At 65.1% G+C, this 19,870-nt stretch carries 10 protein-coding genes; all 10 read left to right on the top strand.

Annotated features, from left to right (window positions below; genetic code table 11):
- Window positions 1-87: 87 nt before the first annotated feature.
- The 10 genes from AB4Y63_RS16685 (at window position 88) to AB4Y63_RS16730 (ending at window position 19,643) form a co-directional block, all read left to right on the top strand.
- Entirely contained in the window at window positions 88-1,197 is a 1,110-nt protein-coding gene (locus AB4Y63_RS16685; RefSeq protein WP_441792197.1) for a sugar ABC transporter substrate-binding protein, read from the top strand.
- 179 nt (window positions 1,198-1,376) lie between these two features.
- Window positions 1,377-2,438 carry a sugar ABC transporter substrate-binding protein gene (locus tag AB4Y63_RS16690; RefSeq protein ID WP_441792198.1) on the top strand — a complete coding sequence of 354 codons (1,062 nt, stop codon included), beginning with the start codon at window positions 1,377-1,379 and terminating at the stop codon, window positions 2,436-2,438.
- 123 nt (window positions 2,439-2,561) lie between these two features.
- A complete protein-coding gene (locus AB4Y63_RS16695) occupies window positions 2,562-3,332 on the top strand; it encodes an ATP-binding cassette domain-containing protein (RefSeq protein WP_441792199.1) in 771 nt (256 codons plus the stop codon).
- The gene (locus AB4Y63_RS16700; protein ID WP_441792200.1) at window positions 3,329-4,615 is read left to right on the top strand and encodes a sugar ABC transporter permease; all 1,287 of its coding nucleotides are present in this window, start codon (window positions 3,329-3,331) and stop codon (window positions 4,613-4,615) included. Before AB4Y63_RS16695 ends, AB4Y63_RS16700 begins: the two co-directional genes overlap by 4 nt.
- 75 nt (window positions 4,616-4,690) lie before the next feature.
- Window positions 4,691-5,152, top strand: coding sequence for an RrF2 family transcriptional regulator (locus tag AB4Y63_RS16705; protein WP_441792201.1), 462 nt, complete (start codon window positions 4,691-4,693; stop codon window positions 5,150-5,152).
- Between the two features lie 101 nt (window positions 5,153-5,253).
- A complete protein-coding gene (locus AB4Y63_RS16710; RefSeq protein WP_441792202.1) occupies window positions 5,254-6,420 on the top strand; it encodes a globin domain-containing protein in 1,167 nt (388 codons plus the stop codon).
- Window positions 6,421-6,567: 147 nt separating this feature from the next.
- A complete protein-coding gene (locus AB4Y63_RS16715; protein ID WP_441792203.1) occupies window positions 6,568-7,236 on the top strand; it encodes a TrmH family RNA methyltransferase in 669 nt (222 codons plus the stop codon).
- A 178-nt stretch (window positions 7,237-7,414) separates the two neighbouring features.
- Complete coding sequence (locus tag AB4Y63_RS16720) at window positions 7,415-10,003, top strand: LuxR C-terminal-related transcriptional regulator (RefSeq protein ID WP_441792204.1); 2,589 nt, start codon at window positions 7,415-7,417, stop codon at window positions 10,001-10,003.
- Between the two features lie 150 nt (window positions 10,004-10,153).
- Window positions 10,154-11,680: a LuxR C-terminal-related transcriptional regulator gene (locus tag AB4Y63_RS16725; RefSeq protein WP_441792205.1), complete on the top strand. Its 1,527-nt coding sequence runs from the start codon at window positions 10,154-10,156 to the stop codon at window positions 11,678-11,680.
- 379 nt (window positions 11,681-12,059) lie between these two features.
- Window positions 12,060-19,643 carry a DUF5979 domain-containing protein gene (locus AB4Y63_RS16730; protein WP_441792206.1) on the top strand — a complete coding sequence of 2,528 codons (7,584 nt, stop codon included), beginning with the start codon at window positions 12,060-12,062 and terminating at the stop codon, window positions 19,641-19,643.
- Window positions 19,644-19,870: the final 227 nt, after the last annotated feature.

Raw genomic sequence — 19,870 nt, forward strand, 5'->3', positions numbered from 1 at the left:
GCCGCCCAGCCGCTCGGCAGTTTTCGGCAGTATCGTGTGCGAGTGGTCACTCAACGGCGAACCCCGCCCCGATTGGGAGGTTTCAAAATGAAGATTTCCACCCGGAGAGTTGTCATTGTCACGACTGCCCTTCTGATCGCAGCCGGCACTCTCACCGCTTGTTCGAACGGATCTGAAACTGCCGCCACCGGTTCGGCGTCGGCCTCGACAGCCTCGATCGGTCTCCTCTTGCCCGACTCGGTGACCGCCCGATATGAAAGTGCCGACAAGCCGTACTTTGAGGCGAAAGTTGCTTCGCTCTGCCCTGACTGCAAGGTTCTCTACGCCAATGCCGACGGCGACGCCGCGAAGCAACAGCAGCAGGCCGAGTCGATGCTGGAACAGGGTGCCAAGGTTCTCGTGCTCGACCCGTTCGACGGTGTTGCTGCGGCAGCCATCGTCGACAAGGCGAAGGCGCAGAACGTACCGGTGATCTCCTACGACCGTCTGATCGACAGCCCTGACCTCGCGTTCTTCGTCTCGTTCGACAGCGAGAAGATCGGCGAGTTGCAGGGCAAGGCCTTGGTTGACAGGTTGAAGAAGGATGGCGTTGCCCCCGGTGACGGCGGCATCCTGATGCTCAACGGTCCGCCCACCGACAACAACGCCACGTTGTTCAAGGCCGGCGCGCACAAGGTCATCGACCCGAGCGGCTACGCGATCCTCGCCGAATTCGACACACCCGGGTGGGACCCGGCCCAGGCGCAATCGTGGGTGGCCGGCCAGATCGCCAGGTTCGGCCCGCAGATCAAGGGTGTCTACGCAGCCAACGACGCAATCGCGGGTGGCGCGGTCGCCGCTTTGAAGGCCGCCGGAGTCGCCCCGATTCCACCGATGACCGGGCAAGACGCCGAGTTGGCCGGAATCCAGCGAATCCTCATTGGTGACCAGTACATGACGGTCTACAAGGCGCTACGGCTTGAAGCGGAGAAGGCGGCCACGTTGGCCGTGGATCTTGTCAACGGCAAGACGGTGAAGGGTGACAACACGGTGAAGGCGCCCACGAGCGGTGCCGACATCGAGTCGTTCCTGCTGGCGCCGGTTGCTGTCTTCGTCGACAACATCCAGGACACCGTTGTGAAGGACGGTTTCTACACCGCCGCCGAAATCTGCACTCCGGATTACGCGGCGGCCTGCACGGCCGCGGGCATCAAGTAGCATCCTCGGCCGGTCGAGCAGCACCCGGGATCAGGGGCCGTTACCAAATTGGCACCTGAGAATATCTCAATGATCGTTGCCCTGGTCAATGAAACGGAGCAGTATCCATTTGCCACCGTTCGACGTGGAAGGTGACCCCGCGAGGGAATTCTCTCAGCACCCCACAGGAGGGCAGAGTCTTGAAGAAGTCTCTATTGATCCCGGTTGCCGCATTCGCCAGCGTCTCACTGTTGATGCTTGCCGGCTGTTCGAATTCCGGCGGCGGCGGTGAAACCACGGCCACAACGGCAGCAGAGCGCGCATGCGTGATCCTGCCGGATGCAGCGACCTCGCCGCGTTGGGAGACCCTCGACCGTCCGTCCCTCGACAAGGCCTTCACCGATGCCGGCTTCGAGGCCGACATCCAGAACGCCCAGGGCGACACGAGCAAGTATGCAACGATCGCCGACCAGCAGCTCAGCAAGGGTTGCGGCGTGATGGTGCTCGTCGACTACAACGGCGCAGCGGTCGCGGTCGCGGCCAAGGCCAAAGGTGAGGGCATTCCCGTCATCGCCTACGACCGTCCGATCGAAGGCGCCGACTACTACGTCTCCTTCGACAACGAGAAGGTCGGCGAGCTCGAGGGCCAGTCGATCGTCGACGGGTTGAAGGCGGCAGGTAAGGATCCCGCCACTGCGTCGGTCGTCTACATGGGCGGAGACCCGGCTGACGGCAACGCGAAGATGTTCCACGACGGCGCCGACAAGATCATGGCGGCCGCGGGCATCAAGCCAGCGCAGGAGCCCCCGGGAGTCTGGGACGGTGACAAGTCAGCGACGAACTTCGAACAGGCACTGACCGCACTCGGCGGCAAGGTCGACGCAGTCTGGGTCGCCAACGACACCAACGCCGCGGGAGTCATCACGATCCTCGACAAGAACGGTCTGACGGTTCCGGTCTCCGGCCAGGATGCCAGCGTCGCCGGTCTGCAGAACGTGCTGCTCGGCAAGCAGACGGCCACGGTCTACAAGCAGGTTCCTCTTGAAGCGGACGCCGCATCGAAGCTCGCCATCAGCCTGCTGAAGGGCGACAAGCCGACCGCGGACAAGAAGCTCGCCGACGGCACTCCGTATATCGCTGTGACTCCGGTGCTTGTCGGACCGGCAGATGTCGAGACAGTCGTCACGAATGGCGATGCGTCAGCCTCCGAGATCTGCACCGCTGAGGTGCAGGCCGCTTGTGCACAGTACGGCGTGAAGTAGCAGTAGAACCCCCGCGGAGGGGCTTCGCTCACTGAGCGAGGCCCTTCCGGCATCCCCGTAAGTCCCCTCAAGATCACCACAGCACCTCCCTTCAGTACCCTCCCTGTCAGGAAGGAACGGCTCATGGATGCGCCGACCACCGAAGTTGCCCCGATCATCGAACTGACGGATGTCGTCAAGAGTTTCGGCCCGGTGAGCGTGCTGAAGGGGGTGAACCTCAAGGCCTACCCGGGCAAAGTCACCGCGCTTGTCGGCGACAACGGCGCCGGCAAGTCGACCCTCATCAAGGGTCTCGCCGGTGTGCAGCCGTACGACTCGGGCAACGTGCGCTTCAACGGGGAGATCGTCCACCTGCATTCGCCGCGCGAGGCCGCCAGGCTCGGCATCGAAGTGGTCTACCAAGACCTCGCCCTCTGCGACAACCTTGACATCGTGCAGAACATGTTTCTCGGTCGAGAGGAACTCAGTGCCGGCACCTTTGACGAGGGCAGGATGGAGCGCGAGGCCGCGGAGACGCTGCGCCAGCTTTCAGTGAGAACAGTACGGTCGGTGCGGCAGAAGGTTTCCTCGCTTTCCGGCGGCCAGCGTCAAACGGTCGCCATCGCGCGATCCGTGCTGAAGAAAGCCAAGGTCGTCATCCTTGACGAGCCGACCGCTGCGCTGGGCGTCGCCCAGACCGAGCAGGTGCTTGAGCTCGTCGCCCGGCTCGCCGAGCAGGATGTGGCGGTCATCCTCATCAGTCACAACCTCGCCGATGTGTTCGAGGTCGCCGATTTCATCAGCGTGCTCTACCTCGGACAGATGGTGGCATCCGTCAAGGCGGCAGACACCAACCGTGACGACATCGTGGGCTACATCACCGGCAGTAAGACCTACACGGGGGCACAATCATGAGCAACAAGGCGCCCGACACCACGCCGACCGCCGCCCTGGCGACGAAGAGCACCGCCGAACTCATCGGCAGTGGCCAAGAGGGCACGGTTATCGATCAAGCCAAGGCGTATCTGCAGCGGGTGCGTCACGGCGACATGGGGGCGCTGCCCGCGATCGGCGGCTTCGTCGTGCTCAGCGTGCTGTTCGGAATTCTGAGCCCGTTCTTCTTCACCGAGCGCAACTTCGCCAATCTGCTCACCCAGGCGGCGACGCTCGTAATGCTCGGAATGGCGCTGGTCTTCGTGATCCTGCTCGGAGAGATCGACCTTTCCGCCGGCGTCACCTCCGGACTCACGATGGTGCTCTTCATCGTGCTCGTTAACGTCAACGGTCTCAACTGGATGGTCGCACTGCTCATCGCGCTGCTCGCCGGCGTCGCGATCGGTACGTTCATCGGTTTCTTCGTCGCCCGCGTCGGTATTCCCTCCTTCGTCGTCACCCTGGGCCTGTTCCTCGCCTTTCAGGGCCTCGAGCTCATCATCATCGGCAGTGGCGGTCTCTACCGGGTGCAGACGCCGGAGATCCTCGCGATCATGAACAGCAACATGCCGGTATGGGCGGGCTGGGCGATGCTCGTCGTCATTCTCGGAGTCTCGCTTGCCACGTCGTTCTGGGACCGCTCGCGCCGTACCCGAGCCGGTGTGCCGAACCGCACGATTGCCCTGGTCTGGATCAAGCTCGCTGTCATCCTTGTGGTCGGTGGCACCGTCATCGCTATTCTCAGCCAGAATCGCGGCACTGGGTTCAGGGTCGTGGCGGGTGTGCCGATCGTCGTGCCGTTCACCCTGGCCATCCTCTGGGCCGGCACCTTCGTGCTCGACCGCACCCGGTTCGGCCGTTACATCTACGCGGTCGGCGGCAATGCCGAGGCGGCCAGGCGCGCGGGCGTCAAGGTGGTGCTCATCCGCTGGACGGCATTCATCGTCTGTTCGACTCTGGCGGTGGTCTCCGGACTCTTCAGCATCAGCAAGGTGGGGTCGGTGGATGCCGCAGCCGGTCGCGACATCGTGCTGAGCGGCGTCGCCGCGGCGGTTGTCGGCGGTGTCAGCCTGTTTGGCGGACGCGGACGCCTGCTGCACGCGGCCATCGGTGCGCTGGTGATCGCGGTTATCACGAACGGTCTCGGCCTGCTGAATCTTCCGGCCGGCGTCAACTTCGTCGTCACCGGTGGCGTTCTGATCCTGGCTGCGACGATCGATGCGGTTTCCCGTGTTCGTTCGGGTGGCTCGCTCACACGCACCTAAGCGGCAGCCTGTCGCCAGGGATCGGCAGGCTCCATCGCCGACCCGGTGCACAGCCGCACCATCTACTCTGGGCGGATGAAGATCAACGCGTTTTCGGATGTCTGCCTGCGGGTGGTGATGCTGTTGGCCGGGGAGCCCAGCGCCGACCTGATGACCACGGCCGTCATCGCAGAACGCGTCGGCACTCCGTACAACCACGTGAGCAAAGCGGTCATCCAGCTTCGGGAGTTGGGGCTGGTGGAATCTGTGCGGGGGCGAGCGGGAGGCGTTCGGATTAGCGCGGCCGGGCGCGGTGTCACCGCCGGCTGGTTGCTGCGCAAGCTCGACACGCGCAGCGATGTGGCGGAGTGCGAGTCGCCGCACGGCGACTGTCCGCTGCGCGACGGATGCGGCTTGCGCGGCGCTCTTCGCCGCGCCCGTGGGGCGTTCTATGCCGAGCTCGACGACGTTGTCATTGCGGCGCTCGCCCCGCGTCGGCATTCGGGCACAGTGCCGGTGAATGTGACGCTCAGGTCACTCGCGGAAACCGTTCGGTAGACCGCGGTAAATAGCAAACTTCTACAGGGCGTAGAATTCGGAGTAGAAATCAGCATTTCACATGCGGATTTGACCAATTCGCCGGAAATCAAGGAGTAAGCATGCTCTCGACTCAGTCCGTTCCCCTCATCGAAGCCACGCTTCCGCTGGTCGGGGAGCGCCTGCCCGCCATTGCGAAGAACTTCTACGGCCGCCTGTTCGCGGCCCACCCGGGGCTCTTTGACGGAATGTTCAGTCGATCGAACCAGGCGAATGGATCCCAGCAGCAGGCGCTCGCCGGGAGCATCGCCGCCTTCGCCGCTCACCTGGTGAAGAACCCGGACAGCGCGCCAGAGATCATGCTCTCCCGCATCGCCCACAAGCACGTCTCCCTCGATGTGCGCCCCGAGCAGTACGACGTCGTGTACCAGTACTTGTTCGAGGCCATCGCCGAGGAGCTCGCCGACGTCATCACCGCCGAGATCGCCGGAGCCTGGACCGAGGTCTACTGGCTGATGGCCCATGCCCTGATCAAAATGGAGAAGGGTCTGTACGCCGGTGCAGCAAGCGATGCCGTGACGGCGCCGTGGACGGTCGTCTCCAAGGAGCCCGCCGGGAGTGACGCGGTGACCTTCACGCTCGAACCCGCCGATGACACCCCGGTGACGCCGGCGCTTCCCGGTCAGTACGTGAGCGTCACGGCGGTCATGCCCGACGGCATCCGTCAGGTGCGCCAGTACTCGCTGTCGTCGGGCACCGGGTCGCGCACGCGCGTCTTCACCACGAAGCTCGATGCTGACGGCGAGGTCTCGCCCGCGCTGCACCGCGATGTGCAGGTTGGGGACCAGCTTGTGCTGTCCAACCCGTGCGGCGATGTGACCCTCGGCGACGGTGACCACCCCCTCGTGCTGGCTTCGGCCGGCATCGGCTGCACCCCCAGCGCCTCGATTCTGCGCTCGCTGGCGGAGAACGATTCGAAGCGCGAGGTGCTCGTGCTGCACGCCGAGAGCACGATCGAGCGCTGGGCGCTGCGGGAGCAGATGAGCGAGGATGTCGCGCTGCTTTCGGCGGCTGAGCTTGAACTGTGGCTGGAGACTCCGGTCGACGGCTCGCGGGAGGGGTTCATGTCGCTCGACGACGTCGAGATCCCGGCGGATGCCTCGGTCTACCTGTGTGGGCCGCTCCCGTTCATGCGCAAAATCCGGGGGCAGGCGCTCGCGTCTGGAGTGCCGGCCGATCGCATCCACTATGAGATCTTCGGCCCGGATTTGTGGCTCGCCGGGGTCTGAGTCGTTTCGGTGGTCGAGCCTGTCGCGACATCGTGATCCGTCGTTGAGACGCGGTCGCGTGATTTCGACAGGCTCAGTCGCCGAGAGGCTCACGCCGCATCGACGGATGCGACGCTCAGGCTCAGGCGGGTCGCGTACGGTTGAACGGTGACTGAGCCAGCCGTGCACCCCCCACTTGACGCCGAGCAGAACCCGACGGTCGAACTGTCGACCTACGGGGTTGGCCCGTGGCCGGGTGGGCGTGACGAATGGCCCGAAGACGCGCACTACGACCGGGAGCTGCTCGAGCGTGGTGACACCCGAAACGTGATCGACCGCTACCGCTACTGGACCATGGCCGCCATCGTCGCTGACCTCGACGAGCACCGGCATCCGTTTCACGTGGCCATCGAAAACTGGCAGCACGACATGAACATCGGCTCGATCGTGCGAAGTGCCAACGCTTTCGCGGCCGACACGGTGCATATCGTCGGGCGCAAGCGCTGGAACAAGCGTGGCGCCATGGTCACCGACCGCTACCAGCACGTCATGCACCACCCCGATGTGGCCTCGTTTCTCGCCTGGGCGCAGAGCGAGAACCTTCCGGTGATCTCCATCGACAACGTGCCCGGCTGCGTCAAGATCGAGACGTTCGAGTTTCCGGAGCGCTGTGTGCTGCTCTTCGGCCAGGAGGGCCCCGGCCTGTCGCCCGAGGCGATCGCCGCAGCGGATGCCGTCGTCGAGATCACACAGTTCGGCTCGACCCGGTCGATCAACGCGTCGGCGGCCGCTGCCGTCACCATGCACAGCTGGGTCATGCAGCACGTCAGATTCTGACCCTTGTCGCCTGAGGTCTGAACCTCCACGAATGCGATAGCCTGCCAGTTGCACGCCTCATCGTCGTCGCACGATGGGGCCGATTGCCTGTCTTCAGGGGTTCGCAATCGGAGCTGGCCCGGGGAGTCGAGGACGAGTGACGCAGGTGATGAGGGTCGATCCGGAGTTCGATCGGGGTGTGTCCTCCACCCCCGTTCAGCCTTTCCCCCGGCTCACCGCTCGTCTCCTGTCGCGGCCCGCACTCTTCCGTCGACTCGATCGGTTAGCTGCGCTGACCCTCGTGAAAGCCCTGGCCGGATTCGGCAAAACCCATCTCGTCGGCTCCTGGGCGAAAGGCCTCCGGGATACCGGGGCTGTCGTCGAATGGATTGAGGCGAGCGCCGAGTTGAACTCGCCGGAGATCCTGCTGCGTCACGTGCAGAGGGCGATCGATCGTGCGACCACCGATGAGGGAGCGACCGACAACGAGGGAACTGTCGTCGTGGTCATCGACAACGCTGATTGCATCGACGATCCGGCTGCCATCGACCTGCTCCTGAAACTGCTCACCCGACTGCCGCGCCTCCACTTCGTGGTGTGCAGCGGCTACGCCCACCCTCTCCAGGCGGCGGCAGAACAGTTGAGCATTGACCTTCACGTTCTGACGGGTCGCGACCTGATCCTGACGCGCGACGAGCTGCCGCAATTCGTCGCATCCCGGGGACACGATTTCAGCCCTGAGCGACTCGGCGAACTACACGATCTCACCGGCGGGTGGATGCAGCTGACCCGGTTGATTCTTGACGACACATCGGCAGGGGCTGAGCAGTTCTCTGTCGGGGCCGCGGAACGGTACCTCCGCGCTTTCGTGCTCCCTCAGATCGTGAACGAACCCGGGATGTTGACGGCGTTCCGGCTCGCGGTGCCGCGAATCCTCACGCCGGCGGTTGTCAGGCTCCTCCTGACTGAGCCGGTGGACGACATCGTGCTCGGTGTCCAGCGCTCGCCGGAAAGCGTGCTCGGCATGTTCGTTCGCGTCGGTGTGCTTGAGCGTGTTGGAGGACAGGCGGGCGGACGGACGTGGCGCTTCCCCGGCCTCATCCGCACGGTTTTGCTCGACGAATTTGCGACGCGTGACCCGCTTCGGGAGGCGGAGACGCACTGTCTACTCGCCCGCCACTATGCGGGGGCGGATGCCCGCTCTCTCGGCGATGCACTGACGCACGCCTGTGCCGGTCAAGACTGGGCATTCTTGAACCAAATCGTCTGCGAGCAGGCGTTCACCCTGACGTCGACCGGTTCGGCCGAGGCGATCGCTGCGTTCTCTTCTCTGCCCGACGAGGTTCTCGAACGATTCCCCAGCCTCAGCTTTGCAAGGTCCATGGTCGAGGCTCTGTGGAGAAGTTCCGACGACGACGAGGGCGGCCGCACGCTTCTGCGCAGCTACATCAGCGTGGCCGAGGGCAATCTCGCCGACCTGACGGCGTTCGACTCGGTGGCCAAACTGTGCGCCGTGGCCGTGGCCGAGGTGATTTCGCTGCGCAGCGCAGGATTCATCAATCAGGCTGGCGAGCTGGCGGGCCGCATCGCTTCCGAGCTTGCGGGCCGCCGGAATCGCGGTGAAATCGGGGATTCGTCTGAGCAGGTCGCGTGGTTCCATTTTCAATGGAGCATGACGGCGTTGTTGGCAGGAGACCTCGAGCGATCCACCCGGCTCTCATTCGAAGCGTTTGAAACAGCACGGGATGACGGCAACGACCTCGTCGCCTCCAATGCGGCGGCGCAGCTGGCGCTGATTCACACGCTGGGCGGCGAATCGACCGACGCCGGGCGGTGGTTGGAGGTGCATCGCGGTTTCGGCACCAACGGAAGCGTGACCGACTACCTGATCGGAGTTCCCGCGCGGATCGCCGGGGTGCATCGCGCGTTGGACAGCCTTGACTCTGACGCAGCGGCCGCCGAACTTCTGGCGGCAGGAGACGCCGCGCAAGAACTGGAGATGTGGGCGTTCATCGCCGAGGCGGCCAGCCGTCATGCCCTTCTCTTCGCCGAGCCGATTGCCATGCTGGCTCGGTTGGGACACCTCGCGGTCGTGCACGCCCGGGTGCTCGCCGGTGGCGGCCACGCGAGCCGCGCCATGGAGAGAGAGGCAATCGACCTGCTTCTCGCGATGGGGGAGCTGAACCGGGCAAGCCAACGCCTCCTCGCCGCCGAGCGCGAAGGCGGGCCGTTCACTGTTCAGAATGCCCGGCTCCATCTCATCGCGGGCAACCACGATCAGGCGCAGAAGATTGCGGCAGCCGGGGTCTGGGATGCAGCGAGGACGGTGCGCGATCAGATCGACCTGCTGATGATCGCGGCGGTAGCGCAATTGTCGCTGGGCGATCATTCCGCTGCTGTGACATCGTTCACCCGCGCGCATGCCCTCGCCGGCCACGTGCGCACCCTGATTCCATACGCGCTGATCCCAGCAGAGGATCGTGAGGCGCTTCTGCAGCTGTCACAGATTGAGCTTTCGGCGGATGCCCGGGCCCGTGTCGCGCAGATACGCACCGTCTATCCGCGTCGGGCGCAGCTGATCGTGCTCACCGGGCGCGAGGAGGCGGTGCTGGCTGAGTTGGCGAGGACTGACTCATTCGCGGTCATCGCGACCACGCTCACGGTCTCGGTGAACACAGTGAAGAAGCAGGCGGCGAGCGTCTACTCGAAGCTCGGTGTGCATGACCGTCTTGCGGCGTTGGCCCGCGCGCACCAGCTGGGACTGTTGGACTCGACCACTTCCGTGTAGTTTTCGCCGACCGCCCCGGCCAGGACCATGCCAGTACCAAACCGAGAACCATCTTTGGCAGGACACGCGCTCTGAGCTGGCACCTGGCACGGCACTCCGGCTTGATTGAGTGGGGGTCCTCTGCGGCGCCCCCGGATGGAGAGGCGAGTGGTGAGCGACAGCAGTTTTTTGGGCGAGTTGGTGGGCAAGCAACAGTGGGATGAGATCGGGCGTCTCGCCAACAGTCATCTCGTGAGAATCTCGCTGGAAGAACCCAATGCCTGGCCCGCCGCGTTCGCCGCAATGCCCCCGGGCTGGCTGCGGCAGAATCCACGGCTGATCATTCTCCGCGCGATCCTGGAGTCGCTTGAGAAGCCCTTCACCGTCATGGCGAACAACGACTACGAAGCGTTTGTCGAATGGCTCGATCAGCAGGAAGAGTCGCTGGCGCGCGATGAGATCGGCCGGCACCTCGGCCCGATGCAATATGCCAGGGCGTTGGGGCACCTCGGCGACGCCGACAACGCCGCCGAGCGCATTCTGCGAGCGATCCGGAACGCAGCCGAGTACACCAATTTCGATGACTTTCTGCCGTCGATATATATTCCTGTCGGCGCGACGAAGCTCCTCATCGGAGACACTGCTTCGGCGATCTCGATTTTCACTGAAGCCATTCGTTGGTGTGTGATCGGACGCGGGCATCCGGCCGCGCCGCACGCCCGTAACTACCTCGCATTCGCCTATGCCCTCGACGGCGACTACGCCCAGGCGCAGAGTTCCGCCACCGCCGATGTCGGGCTGCGGACGAGCGGGGCGGGTTCGTTCGCGCATGCCTACGAAAGCGCCGCGATACTGGTGCCGCCGCTACTCGCGTTGGGAGCGCTCGACGAACAAGCAAGTGCGACGTCGATCGCCCGGATCGACCGCCTGGTCGATGAGACTGAGTTCTGGTCGGTGGGCGCGCACGCGCGCGCCCGGCACGCACTGTACTGGGGGGACCGGGTCGCTGCCAGTGAAACGCTTGAGCGACTGCTTGTTTCACACCGGTCCCTGAGTGGCCCCGGTTCACTCGCCGGGGCGATTCTTCGCTCTGACTTGTCTGACCTCTATCAGTCCCTGGGCTCCCTCGACGCCGCCGAGCGCGCCCTGGGTCCGGCGGAGCAGCAGCCCTGCCACCCGATGGTCAGCACCTCGCGATTGCGCCTGCACGCGCTCCGGGGCAATCACGAGGCCGTGCTCGACGGTATCCACGCCCTCGTCGAGCGCGGCGGCTCCGGAGTGCTTCCGATGGCTGCGTGGGCGGTGATGCGCGCGAACTCGGCGCAGGCGGCGTTCAATCAGACGCACGCCGAGGAGTATTCACAGCAGGCCGCGACTCTGATCGCGCGGTACGGGGCATTCGACGCGCTGACGGAAGCCACGCCGGAGGTTCTCGGCCGGATCACTGCGCTCCTCGGCGAGGAGAGGCCGCTGGCCCGGCCCCCGTACCGGGTCGCGGAAGCTCCCGTACTGACCAAACAAGAACTCAAAGTACTGCAGTCGTTGCGAGGCAAAGCCTCACTCAAGAAGATCTCCTCTGACCTCTATCTTTCGGTAAACACGGTCAAGACCCATCGGCGCAACCTCTACCGAAAGCTCGGTGCGCAATCTCGTGACGAGGCGCTGCAGGCAGGGCGTGAGCTCCGCTTGCTGCTCTGATCGGACCCGCCCTCACCCATCTGATGACCCCGGAGTGTTCACAACGCTCCGGGGTCATCGCTGCGTGCGGGAGGAATCTCGGAGCTCGGGTGGCTCGCCCACACGACCCGCCGGGACGCGCGCTACGCACTCCTGATCGCGGCTCTTCCACCCACAGGGGAGGAGAAATGGCGAAAAGGGGTTAAAGCCGGGGTGAGAAATCAAGTCCTCACAAATGAGGACACGTTCTGACTGCTTGGATCGGTCCGGGCGCTCGGGAAATCTCCTGATTTCGCGACAGCGCCCGAGTGTCGCCAGACACACGACCACCCACGCCGCACCCCGATCCAACGTGCGCGACCGGTCGCAATTCACCGCTCACTTGAAGGTCTGCTTTCTCATGTTGCTCTCACGCCCACCACTTCGCCGCACTCATGGACGCCATGCCGGCCGTGCGCGCAAGCGCACCGGGATGCTGGTGACGACGCTGGCCCTGCTGATTTCGTTGTTTGCCGGCGCCGCGATCACTGCCCCCGCCGCGCTCGCTGCCGACCTCGGTGCCGGAGTACTCGGCCTCTCGAAATCCGTTGAAGGCGCGGAGCCGCGTGAACCGGGAAGCAGCTTCATTTACACGCTCAGCTTCGCGTGCGCCTCGACCACAACAGGGTGCGTGGATGCCGTCATCACTGACCCGATCCCCGAACCGTTCGTGATCGTCGGCGACCCGATCGTCGTGGGGGTTGGCAGCTACGCCGCGAGCGTCGACGGGCGCGTGGTGACCGTGCGATTCAGTGACGCCGTTCCGAACACGACTCCCGCGAGCACGGGAATCGCCGCCGGTGACACCGGCACGGTGCAGGTGCAAGTGCAGGTGCCCGCCGACCTCGACAAGAGCTGGGACGGCATCGTCGTCCCGAACTCCGCGGACATCGCGGCCACGAATGCCAAGACCGTCACCGCCTCGGCCCAGGTCACCCTCAAGGTTCCGACGGTGCTCGGTGCCCTGGTCACGAAAGACTGGGCTCCGGAGAGCACCCAGTTTCTCGCCGGCGAAATCTCCACCGTCACGCTCACCGGCCAGAACACCTCGAACATCGTCGCCTCCGCGCTGACACTCCTCGAACCCGCCGACCCCGCGGCCGCGGGCAGCGTCTTCAACTTCTATGACCTCGCCGGTCTCGGCGACGTCTCCTTTCCGGCCGGAGCCGACCTGGTCCAGGTCGTCGCGACAGTGGGTGGCATCGAACACGCCGGCACTGCCGGCGTGACGGCCGAGCTGCCCGACACCGTCGACCCCGCGGCAGTGACAGCGCTTCGTTTTGTGTTCTCATCTCAGGCCGGCGCGACACTTTCAGCACGAGGGTCCGCCGGGAGCGTGAAGCTCACGCTCGCGCAGCGGGCGACAAACCGCACCACGGGCGACTCGCTCGCGGCGGGCGGCCAACGTGTGAACTCGGCCGGCGGCTCCGCCACCACGGCCGAAGGGAATGCCGATGCGCCACTGGCGAGCGACACGCAGACCATCTCACCGCTCACAGTCCAGGTCGGGGTGACAAAGACATTCAGCCCCTCGGACATTGCCGCGGGGGCGACGACTGTCGCAACGATCTCGGCGGCCAACAACTCCAGCGGGCCCTTGAATAGCCTGACCATCGCCGAACCGAATCCCGCCGGTAGCTTCTTCACTGACGGCGTGCTGTTCGGCGGTTTCGATCCCGCGGCATTCGCCTGGCCGCAGGGTGCCACCGCCGGCACGGTGACGTGGCAGGTCAACAGTGGTGCCACCCCGGCGCCGTCTTCCTTCGACGCAGCGTCAGGTTTGCCGACCACCCCCACTCTGACTGCCGGCCAGCGTGTGACTGGGTTTACCGTCGCGTACACCGGCGCCATCGTGGCCGGAGCCACCGCCTCCATCGGTGTCACGGTGAAGACCACTGTGGATGCCGGCCCGGCCGGCGCCGGCTTCCGGACCTATCCGAACGTCGTCACAGCGACTGGCTCCAACGCGGCCGGCACGGGAGACGCCCAGGCCCAGGCCGACCTCAACGTCTACTTCCCCGAGATCAAGCTCACCCTCGACAAGACGATCACCCCCGCGATTGTGGTGCCAGGCGGTCGCAACCTGGTGCAGCTCTCCGCGCAGACCCCTGATGGATCGAGCTCGGTGCGTCCGACCAGCATCGTCGTGACAGAACCGCAGAACCCGACGTCTGAATACTGGAACGCCTTCGATGCCGTCGCAATCGCGCCGACCTCGGTTCCGACCGGGTCCATCCTGACGATCGAATACACGACGGATGGCACGCTCTGGCACACGGTGGCGAGCGTCGACGCGACGGCGGCAGCGAAGTCCTACGCCGCGAAACTGAACGATGTTCTGCCGAACGGCACGAGCAACACCGACCTGCGCGGCCTTCGGTTCACCTTCACCGATGCCGACGGATTCGGTCAGGCGACAAACGTGAAGCCGGCCATCATCTTCTCTGCCCGCTCCACCCTGCGGGACAGCGGCGCGATCACGAACCCCGGAACCAACCCCGATCTCACGTCCTATGAGAACTGCGCATCGAGCAGCGCAACGGGCACCTGGTCCGGCAGCCCGGCCCCGCTGACCAGCAACCTCGCCACCGACTGCGCGGCCGTCGACATCCGTGCGGCCAACAGCGACCCCGGCATTGGAGCCCTGATCGCGGACAAGATCTGGGATGCGCCGGGTGTGGTCGCGGCGCAGTCCCAGACGACAATCGGAACGAACCTGATCTGGGGTGTCGAGCAAACAGGTATGTCTCGCGTCGAGGTGACCGACCCGCCGAACCCGTTGCCCGTCGTGCAGAGCGTCTACCAGGCGTTCAACCTTCACAGCATCGACCCGATCACGCCGGGCACCGACCCACTGATGAAGTGGGACCGGGTGTCGAAGGTGGAGTTGTTCGACGGCACGGCCTGGGTTGATATCACCGCCGCCGCATGCCCGGCCACCGCAACCTGTGACGGAAAGTTCCCCGGTTACCCGTTGAGCGCCGCCGAGAAGAAGAGCACTCTGAGCGTGCGTCTCACCTTCGCCGAAGGCTCGAACCGCGTCGGGTCGACCAACCCGAACGCTCCGTCGGTCGGTTCCGGCGTGGCCAGTCTCGCCGAGGGCGTCTATAGCGGCACGAGCTCGACGGGCCGTGCCATCCACCTCAATTTCACCGTGCGTGACCAGGTGCGAGACACGAGTGACGGCGGCAAGAAATGGGTGACCGGCGACCGCGCGTACAACATGCGTGCCGACGACGACGCCCCGATCTCCGGCTCCGTCGACAACACCATGAGCACTCGGGCCTACCCCGAGTCCGGACCCGCGATCACCCGTTCCGCGAACGATCATGTGTTGATCGTCGACCCGGCGATGACGGTGAACGCGAGCAAAAACGTGACGCCGAGTTCCCTAGTGATTCCACAGCCGGATGTTGCGGCATCCGCGTACCCGACGGCCACCTACACGACGACGGTCAAGAACACCTCGCCGACCAAGACCTGGCAGCTGCGGCTCAGCGACCCGAGCGACTGCACCGGAGCCGGTGACCAGAGCGTCTGCACGTTCGCGGGCTACGACCCGGCGACCAACCCCTTCGAGGAGGTCGACCTCACCGGGCTCGCCATCGGCATCCCGTCGACGTCGGGAGTGCAGGAGGAGCTGACCGTCGTCAGCCTCCTGCACCGGGCCGCCGACGGAACGCTCTCGACGACGACAGCCACCAAAGCCGAGGCCGAAGCGTTGACTGCCGCGCAGCTCGCCGACGTTGTCGGGGTGAGCGTGCTCTTCGAGGGAACCAACGCCGACGGGGCAACGGGCTCGGGCGGGTCCATCGCACAGAACGCCGAGATGACCGTCGTCATGCAGGTGAAGCTGCGCCCGACCACCCGTGCCGGCAACATCGCCCCGCAACCGGGCACCGTGACAAACCGTGTCGTCACCCGGCTTCATGACCAGGTGATCCCCGGTGGCGAGGCCGAGGCTGAGGAATCGAAACCTCTCCAGTTGGTGAACGGCAACCTCACCGTGGAAACGACGAAAACGATTCAGCCGACAAGCACGCTGCAGGCCAACCCGGTCTCGCCGATCACCGTCAACCTCAGGGCGCGGTCGACCGGAACCATCGCGCCCAAGCAACTCATCATCGAGGATTCCTCCACCACCTTCTGGAACGCATTCACGCTCTCCTCGTTCACACTCCCGACCGCACCGACCGGTGCCGACCGGGTGCAGGTTGAGGCACAGACCGGGATCGGATCTTCAGCTCTCTGGCACGGTCTCAGCCAAGCGCCGACGACGTTCGCGAACGCCGCGCTCCCGACCGGGGTCGTGGCTGCCGAGGTGACGGGCCTGCGCTACATCTACACGCGCGCTGACGGAGCGGCATTCGCGGCAAGCAATGACGCGGTCAACGTGAAACTCTCGGTCGAGCTGCGCGCGCAGTTGCGCGATGGCAGTGGACCAGTCACGTCGACGCGCGACGCCCAGCCGATGCCCGGTGAAACCGCGGCCGGCACCATCACCAACACCGAGAAGGCCACTGCCCGCTACGACGACATCGTCAGCACGGACGACGACACCAAGACCTTCACGCTGGCTGAGGGAACTGCCGCAATCGCGGTTGAAAAAACGACTCCCAGCCAGTCGAAGGGCGGCGCGGAGATCGGCTTCACCCTCAAGTTCAAGAACAAGGGAACCGGATACCTGGTGAATCCGGTTGTGGTCGATACGCTGCCGACCGACGGTTCGCTGTTGTTCGTGCCGACGGATGTTCCCGTGTACGCGACCTCCGCGAACGGAACACTCAGCACCGATCCGACCCAGATCACCCGGAGCTTCGACGAAGCGACCGGCGTGATCAGCTTCAGCTGGCCCGCCGGGGCGAAAATTGCGCCGGGTGAGACCTACCAGATCACCCTCAAGCTGCAGCTGAAGCCCGGACTCGGAGCGGGTTTTGTCTCGACGAACACCTTCGGTGTCTCGAGCGACAACGTGGTGGCCAACGGAGCCTGCACCGCACTCAACGCCGGCAACGGCCGACCGGTCGGGCTGGCCGACAACGTCTGCTCCACCTCGAACATCGTCACGGTGCTCGGGCAGCCGTCGTTCTCGACATCGAAAAAGGTCAAGGGTGCCTCGGGCGGGGCGGTCAACGTGCTGAACCCGAGTGTCGTCTGCACGCCCGACAGTGACGGATTCCACCGCTACCCCTGCGCGGCGAACAGCGAAATCGGCCAGACCGATGAGTGGCGCTTGGTGCTCGCCAACGGTGGCACCATCGCGGCGAAGGATCTCACGCTTGTGGATGTCTTCCCACGCCAGGGAGACACGGGCGTGGTCGAAACCTCACCGCGCGGATCCGGCTGGGCGCCGACGTTCGGTGGCAGCCTCGGTCTCATCACCGACGGCCTCAGCACCGGAACCGGCCTTGACTGGTATGTCACCGATGCGCAGGACGTCTGCACCGACGAGATCACTCCCGGGAGCGGGTCGGGCCTCGGCGTCGGGGACTGCCAGCCGGGCGACTGGGTTCCCTCCAGCGAGGTCAACGTGTCGATTCCGGCGGCGGATGTGACGGCCGTCAAGCTCGTCTTCGACTTCAGCGGTGTTGCCGGCGGAGTTCTTCCGCCTGGTGGCACGGTGACAGTCGCGTACTCCTCGACCAACACACCGTCGACGGTCGACGGTGACGGTCGGGCACCGGTCACTGTCCCCGTCGCCCCGGTGAAGGCCTGGAACTCATTCGGTTACTACGCGAGCTACGTCTCGGGCCAGCCGCAGTCGAGTGCCGCCGAACCAGTCAAAGCCGGCGTCACGATGAGCAGTGGTCCGCTTGCGATCACCAAGGTGATCACCGGAGAAGCCGACGAGTTCGCGCCCGCCGAGTTCACGGCATCCGTGGTCTGCACCGTCGCCGGTGCGCCCGTGGACATGGGCCAGTTCGGCACGGTGGTGCTGAACACGGCCAACTCCTTCACCTCACGCATCGACGGGATCCCGACCGGTGCGAGCTGTGCGGTCACCGAAGACGGTGCCGACGGTTCGTTCGGTGAAAGCAGCCGAAGTGTCACCCCGGCGAGTGTTGTCATCGCTTCGGGAGTCGCCGCCGACCCGGTTCCTTCCGGCCAGACCGTGACGATCACCAACGACTATGCCGTCACGGCACTCACCGTGACCAAGCGTGTCGACACCCCGGCGACCCTCGGATCGTTCGGTCCATTCGACTTCAGCCTCGCCTGCCGTACCAGCGGTGGAACAGCGCTCTCGCTCGACGCGGCAGACGCGGCGTTCACCCTCGCCGACGGCGAATCGCACCGGGTTGAAAACCTGCCGGTCGGCTCCGTCTGCGAGCTGACTGAAACGGATGCCGATGGCGCAGCATCCGTTCCGAACAATGTGTCGGTCACATGGGGTAGCCAGACGACGTCGGGAACATCCTCGTCCGTGACGCTCGCCGAGACGGCCGAAGAGAACGAAGCGATTGTCACCAACCATTTCGCCGGAGGCACCCTCGCCGTGACGAAGTCGGTCGACGGCGACGCCGTCGAGTACGGTTCTGGACCGTTCGAAGTGCAGATCAGTTGCGTCTACCAGGGCGAGCAGATCTATGACGAGCTGTTCACGATTCGCGGCGGGGAAACCCGTTCGCCCGACGAGGTCTTCCCGGCCGGGTCAGAATGCTCGGTTGTCGAGACCATCGACGGCGGTGCGAACGAATCCACGATCGACCACCCGACCGTGGTCATCCCGGGCCCGGTCGGCGGTCAGCCACTCGGGCTCGTCTCGGTCGGCGTGACAAACACCTTCCGCGCCGGAACAGTCGAACTCACCAAGGTGCGCATCGGTGACGGGGCTGACAGCTACGGCGTCGGGCCGTTTGTCGCACAGGTCTCCTGCACCTGGCAGAAAGACGCTGAGACGCTGACGATTCCACTGCCGAACGGGGGTGTGGTCGAGCTGAACGCAGCGAACGACTACTCGGCCACCCTTGGCGGTCTGATCGAGGGCGCGCAGTGCGCGGCCATCGAGACCACCACCGGCGGCGCGACTGCCGTGAAGGTGAGCCCCTCCTCGGCGACGGTGGGGGCCGATGCACCCGCCAAGATCACCATCACCAACACGTTCGACACAGCCAGTCTGGTCGTCGACAAGGTGCGCATCGGTGAGGGCGCCGAGACATTCGGCGCCGGACCGTTCACCGTGCAGGTGTCCTGCACCTACCTCAAGGACGGGAAGCAGACCGCCATCGACCTGGGTAAGGATGCGACGTTCCAGTTGAGCGAGAAGAACGGCTGGTCGAAGACCATCGACGACCTGATCGTCGGGGCCACCTGCTCGGTCGAAGAGACCGATCCTGGCCTGGCCACCGCGTCGGAGACCAACCCGGCCGATGGCCTGGTGACGATCGTCGGGGGAGCCGAACCGGCATCCGTCACCATCACGAACACCTTCGACGTCGGGCACGTGAGCTTCGCCAAGACCGTCGACCGGGCCGCCGCCCACGTCGGTGACACGCTCGTCTACACGATCACCGCCGCCAACGACGGGCAGATTGACGCCCGGGATCTGACCGTGACCGACACGCTCCCGAAGGGCATGAAGCTGGTCAGCTCGCTTCCGGAGGGCACGCTCTCCGACGGCGCCCTGAGCTGGACGATCGAGAGCCTTGCCGTTGGGGCGACTGCGATGTTCACCGTCACGGCGATCGTGACCGTGGCCGGCGACACCGTGAACTCGGCAACCATCACGACCCCGCCGGGCCCGTGGGCCCCGCCGACCGTGAAGAACCCGTGTTCCGAGAATCCCGACGCATCGTGCGCGGTGACGAAGGTGACGATCGTGGCCCCGGCGGCGGTGCTCGGGCACACCGGGGTGGATGCGAGGGGTGCTCTGCTGCTGGCACTGTTTGCTCTCCTGATCGGTGGGCTCCTCACCGGTACACGCGTTCGGCGCCGCCGGATGTAGGAGGCGAACACGACCTGGGCAAACGGGGGACGACAGTCTCCCGTTTGCCCGCCACAGAGCGAGGTGAGGGTGAAACGCGGGGTGAAATGAGCCGCGAAATGGGCGTCCTCGTAAAGGGGGACTAACAGACCGCTCTACCGTAGAAATCTGCCTCACTCCGTGCCGCCGACACCGGCGTGCGTGAGTGAGCTGCTGCGCTCCGTCAGTCGGAGTGCAGTCTCGTCAGA

This window comes from Leifsonia sp. YAF41 (assembly GCF_052113185.1).
Classification (GTDB): Bacteria; Actinomycetota; Actinomycetes; order Actinomycetales; family Microbacteriaceae; genus Cryobacterium.

Bases quoted from the DNA above. Each gene is read 5' to 3' on its own strand.
- AB4Y63_RS16685 (WP_441792197.1), top strand. From the start codon at position 88: ATGAAGATTTCCACCCGGAGAGTTGTCATTGTCACGACTGCCCTTCTG.
- AB4Y63_RS16695 (WP_441792199.1), top strand. From the start codon at position 2,562: ATGGATGCGCCGACCACCGAAGTTGCCCCGATCATCGAACTGACGGAT.
- AB4Y63_RS16700 (WP_441792200.1), top strand. From the start codon at position 3,329: ATGAGCAACAAGGCGCCCGACACCACGCCGACCGCCGCCCTGGCGACG.
- AB4Y63_RS16705 (WP_441792201.1), top strand. From the start codon at position 4,691: ATGAAGATCAACGCGTTTTCGGATGTCTGCCTGCGGGTGGTGATGCTG.
- AB4Y63_RS16710 (WP_441792202.1), top strand. From the start codon at position 5,254: ATGCTCTCGACTCAGTCCGTTCCCCTCATCGAAGCCACGCTTCCGCTG.
- AB4Y63_RS16730 (WP_441792206.1), top strand. From the start codon at position 12,060: ATGTTGCTCTCACGCCCACCACTTCGCCGCACTCATGGACGCCATGCC.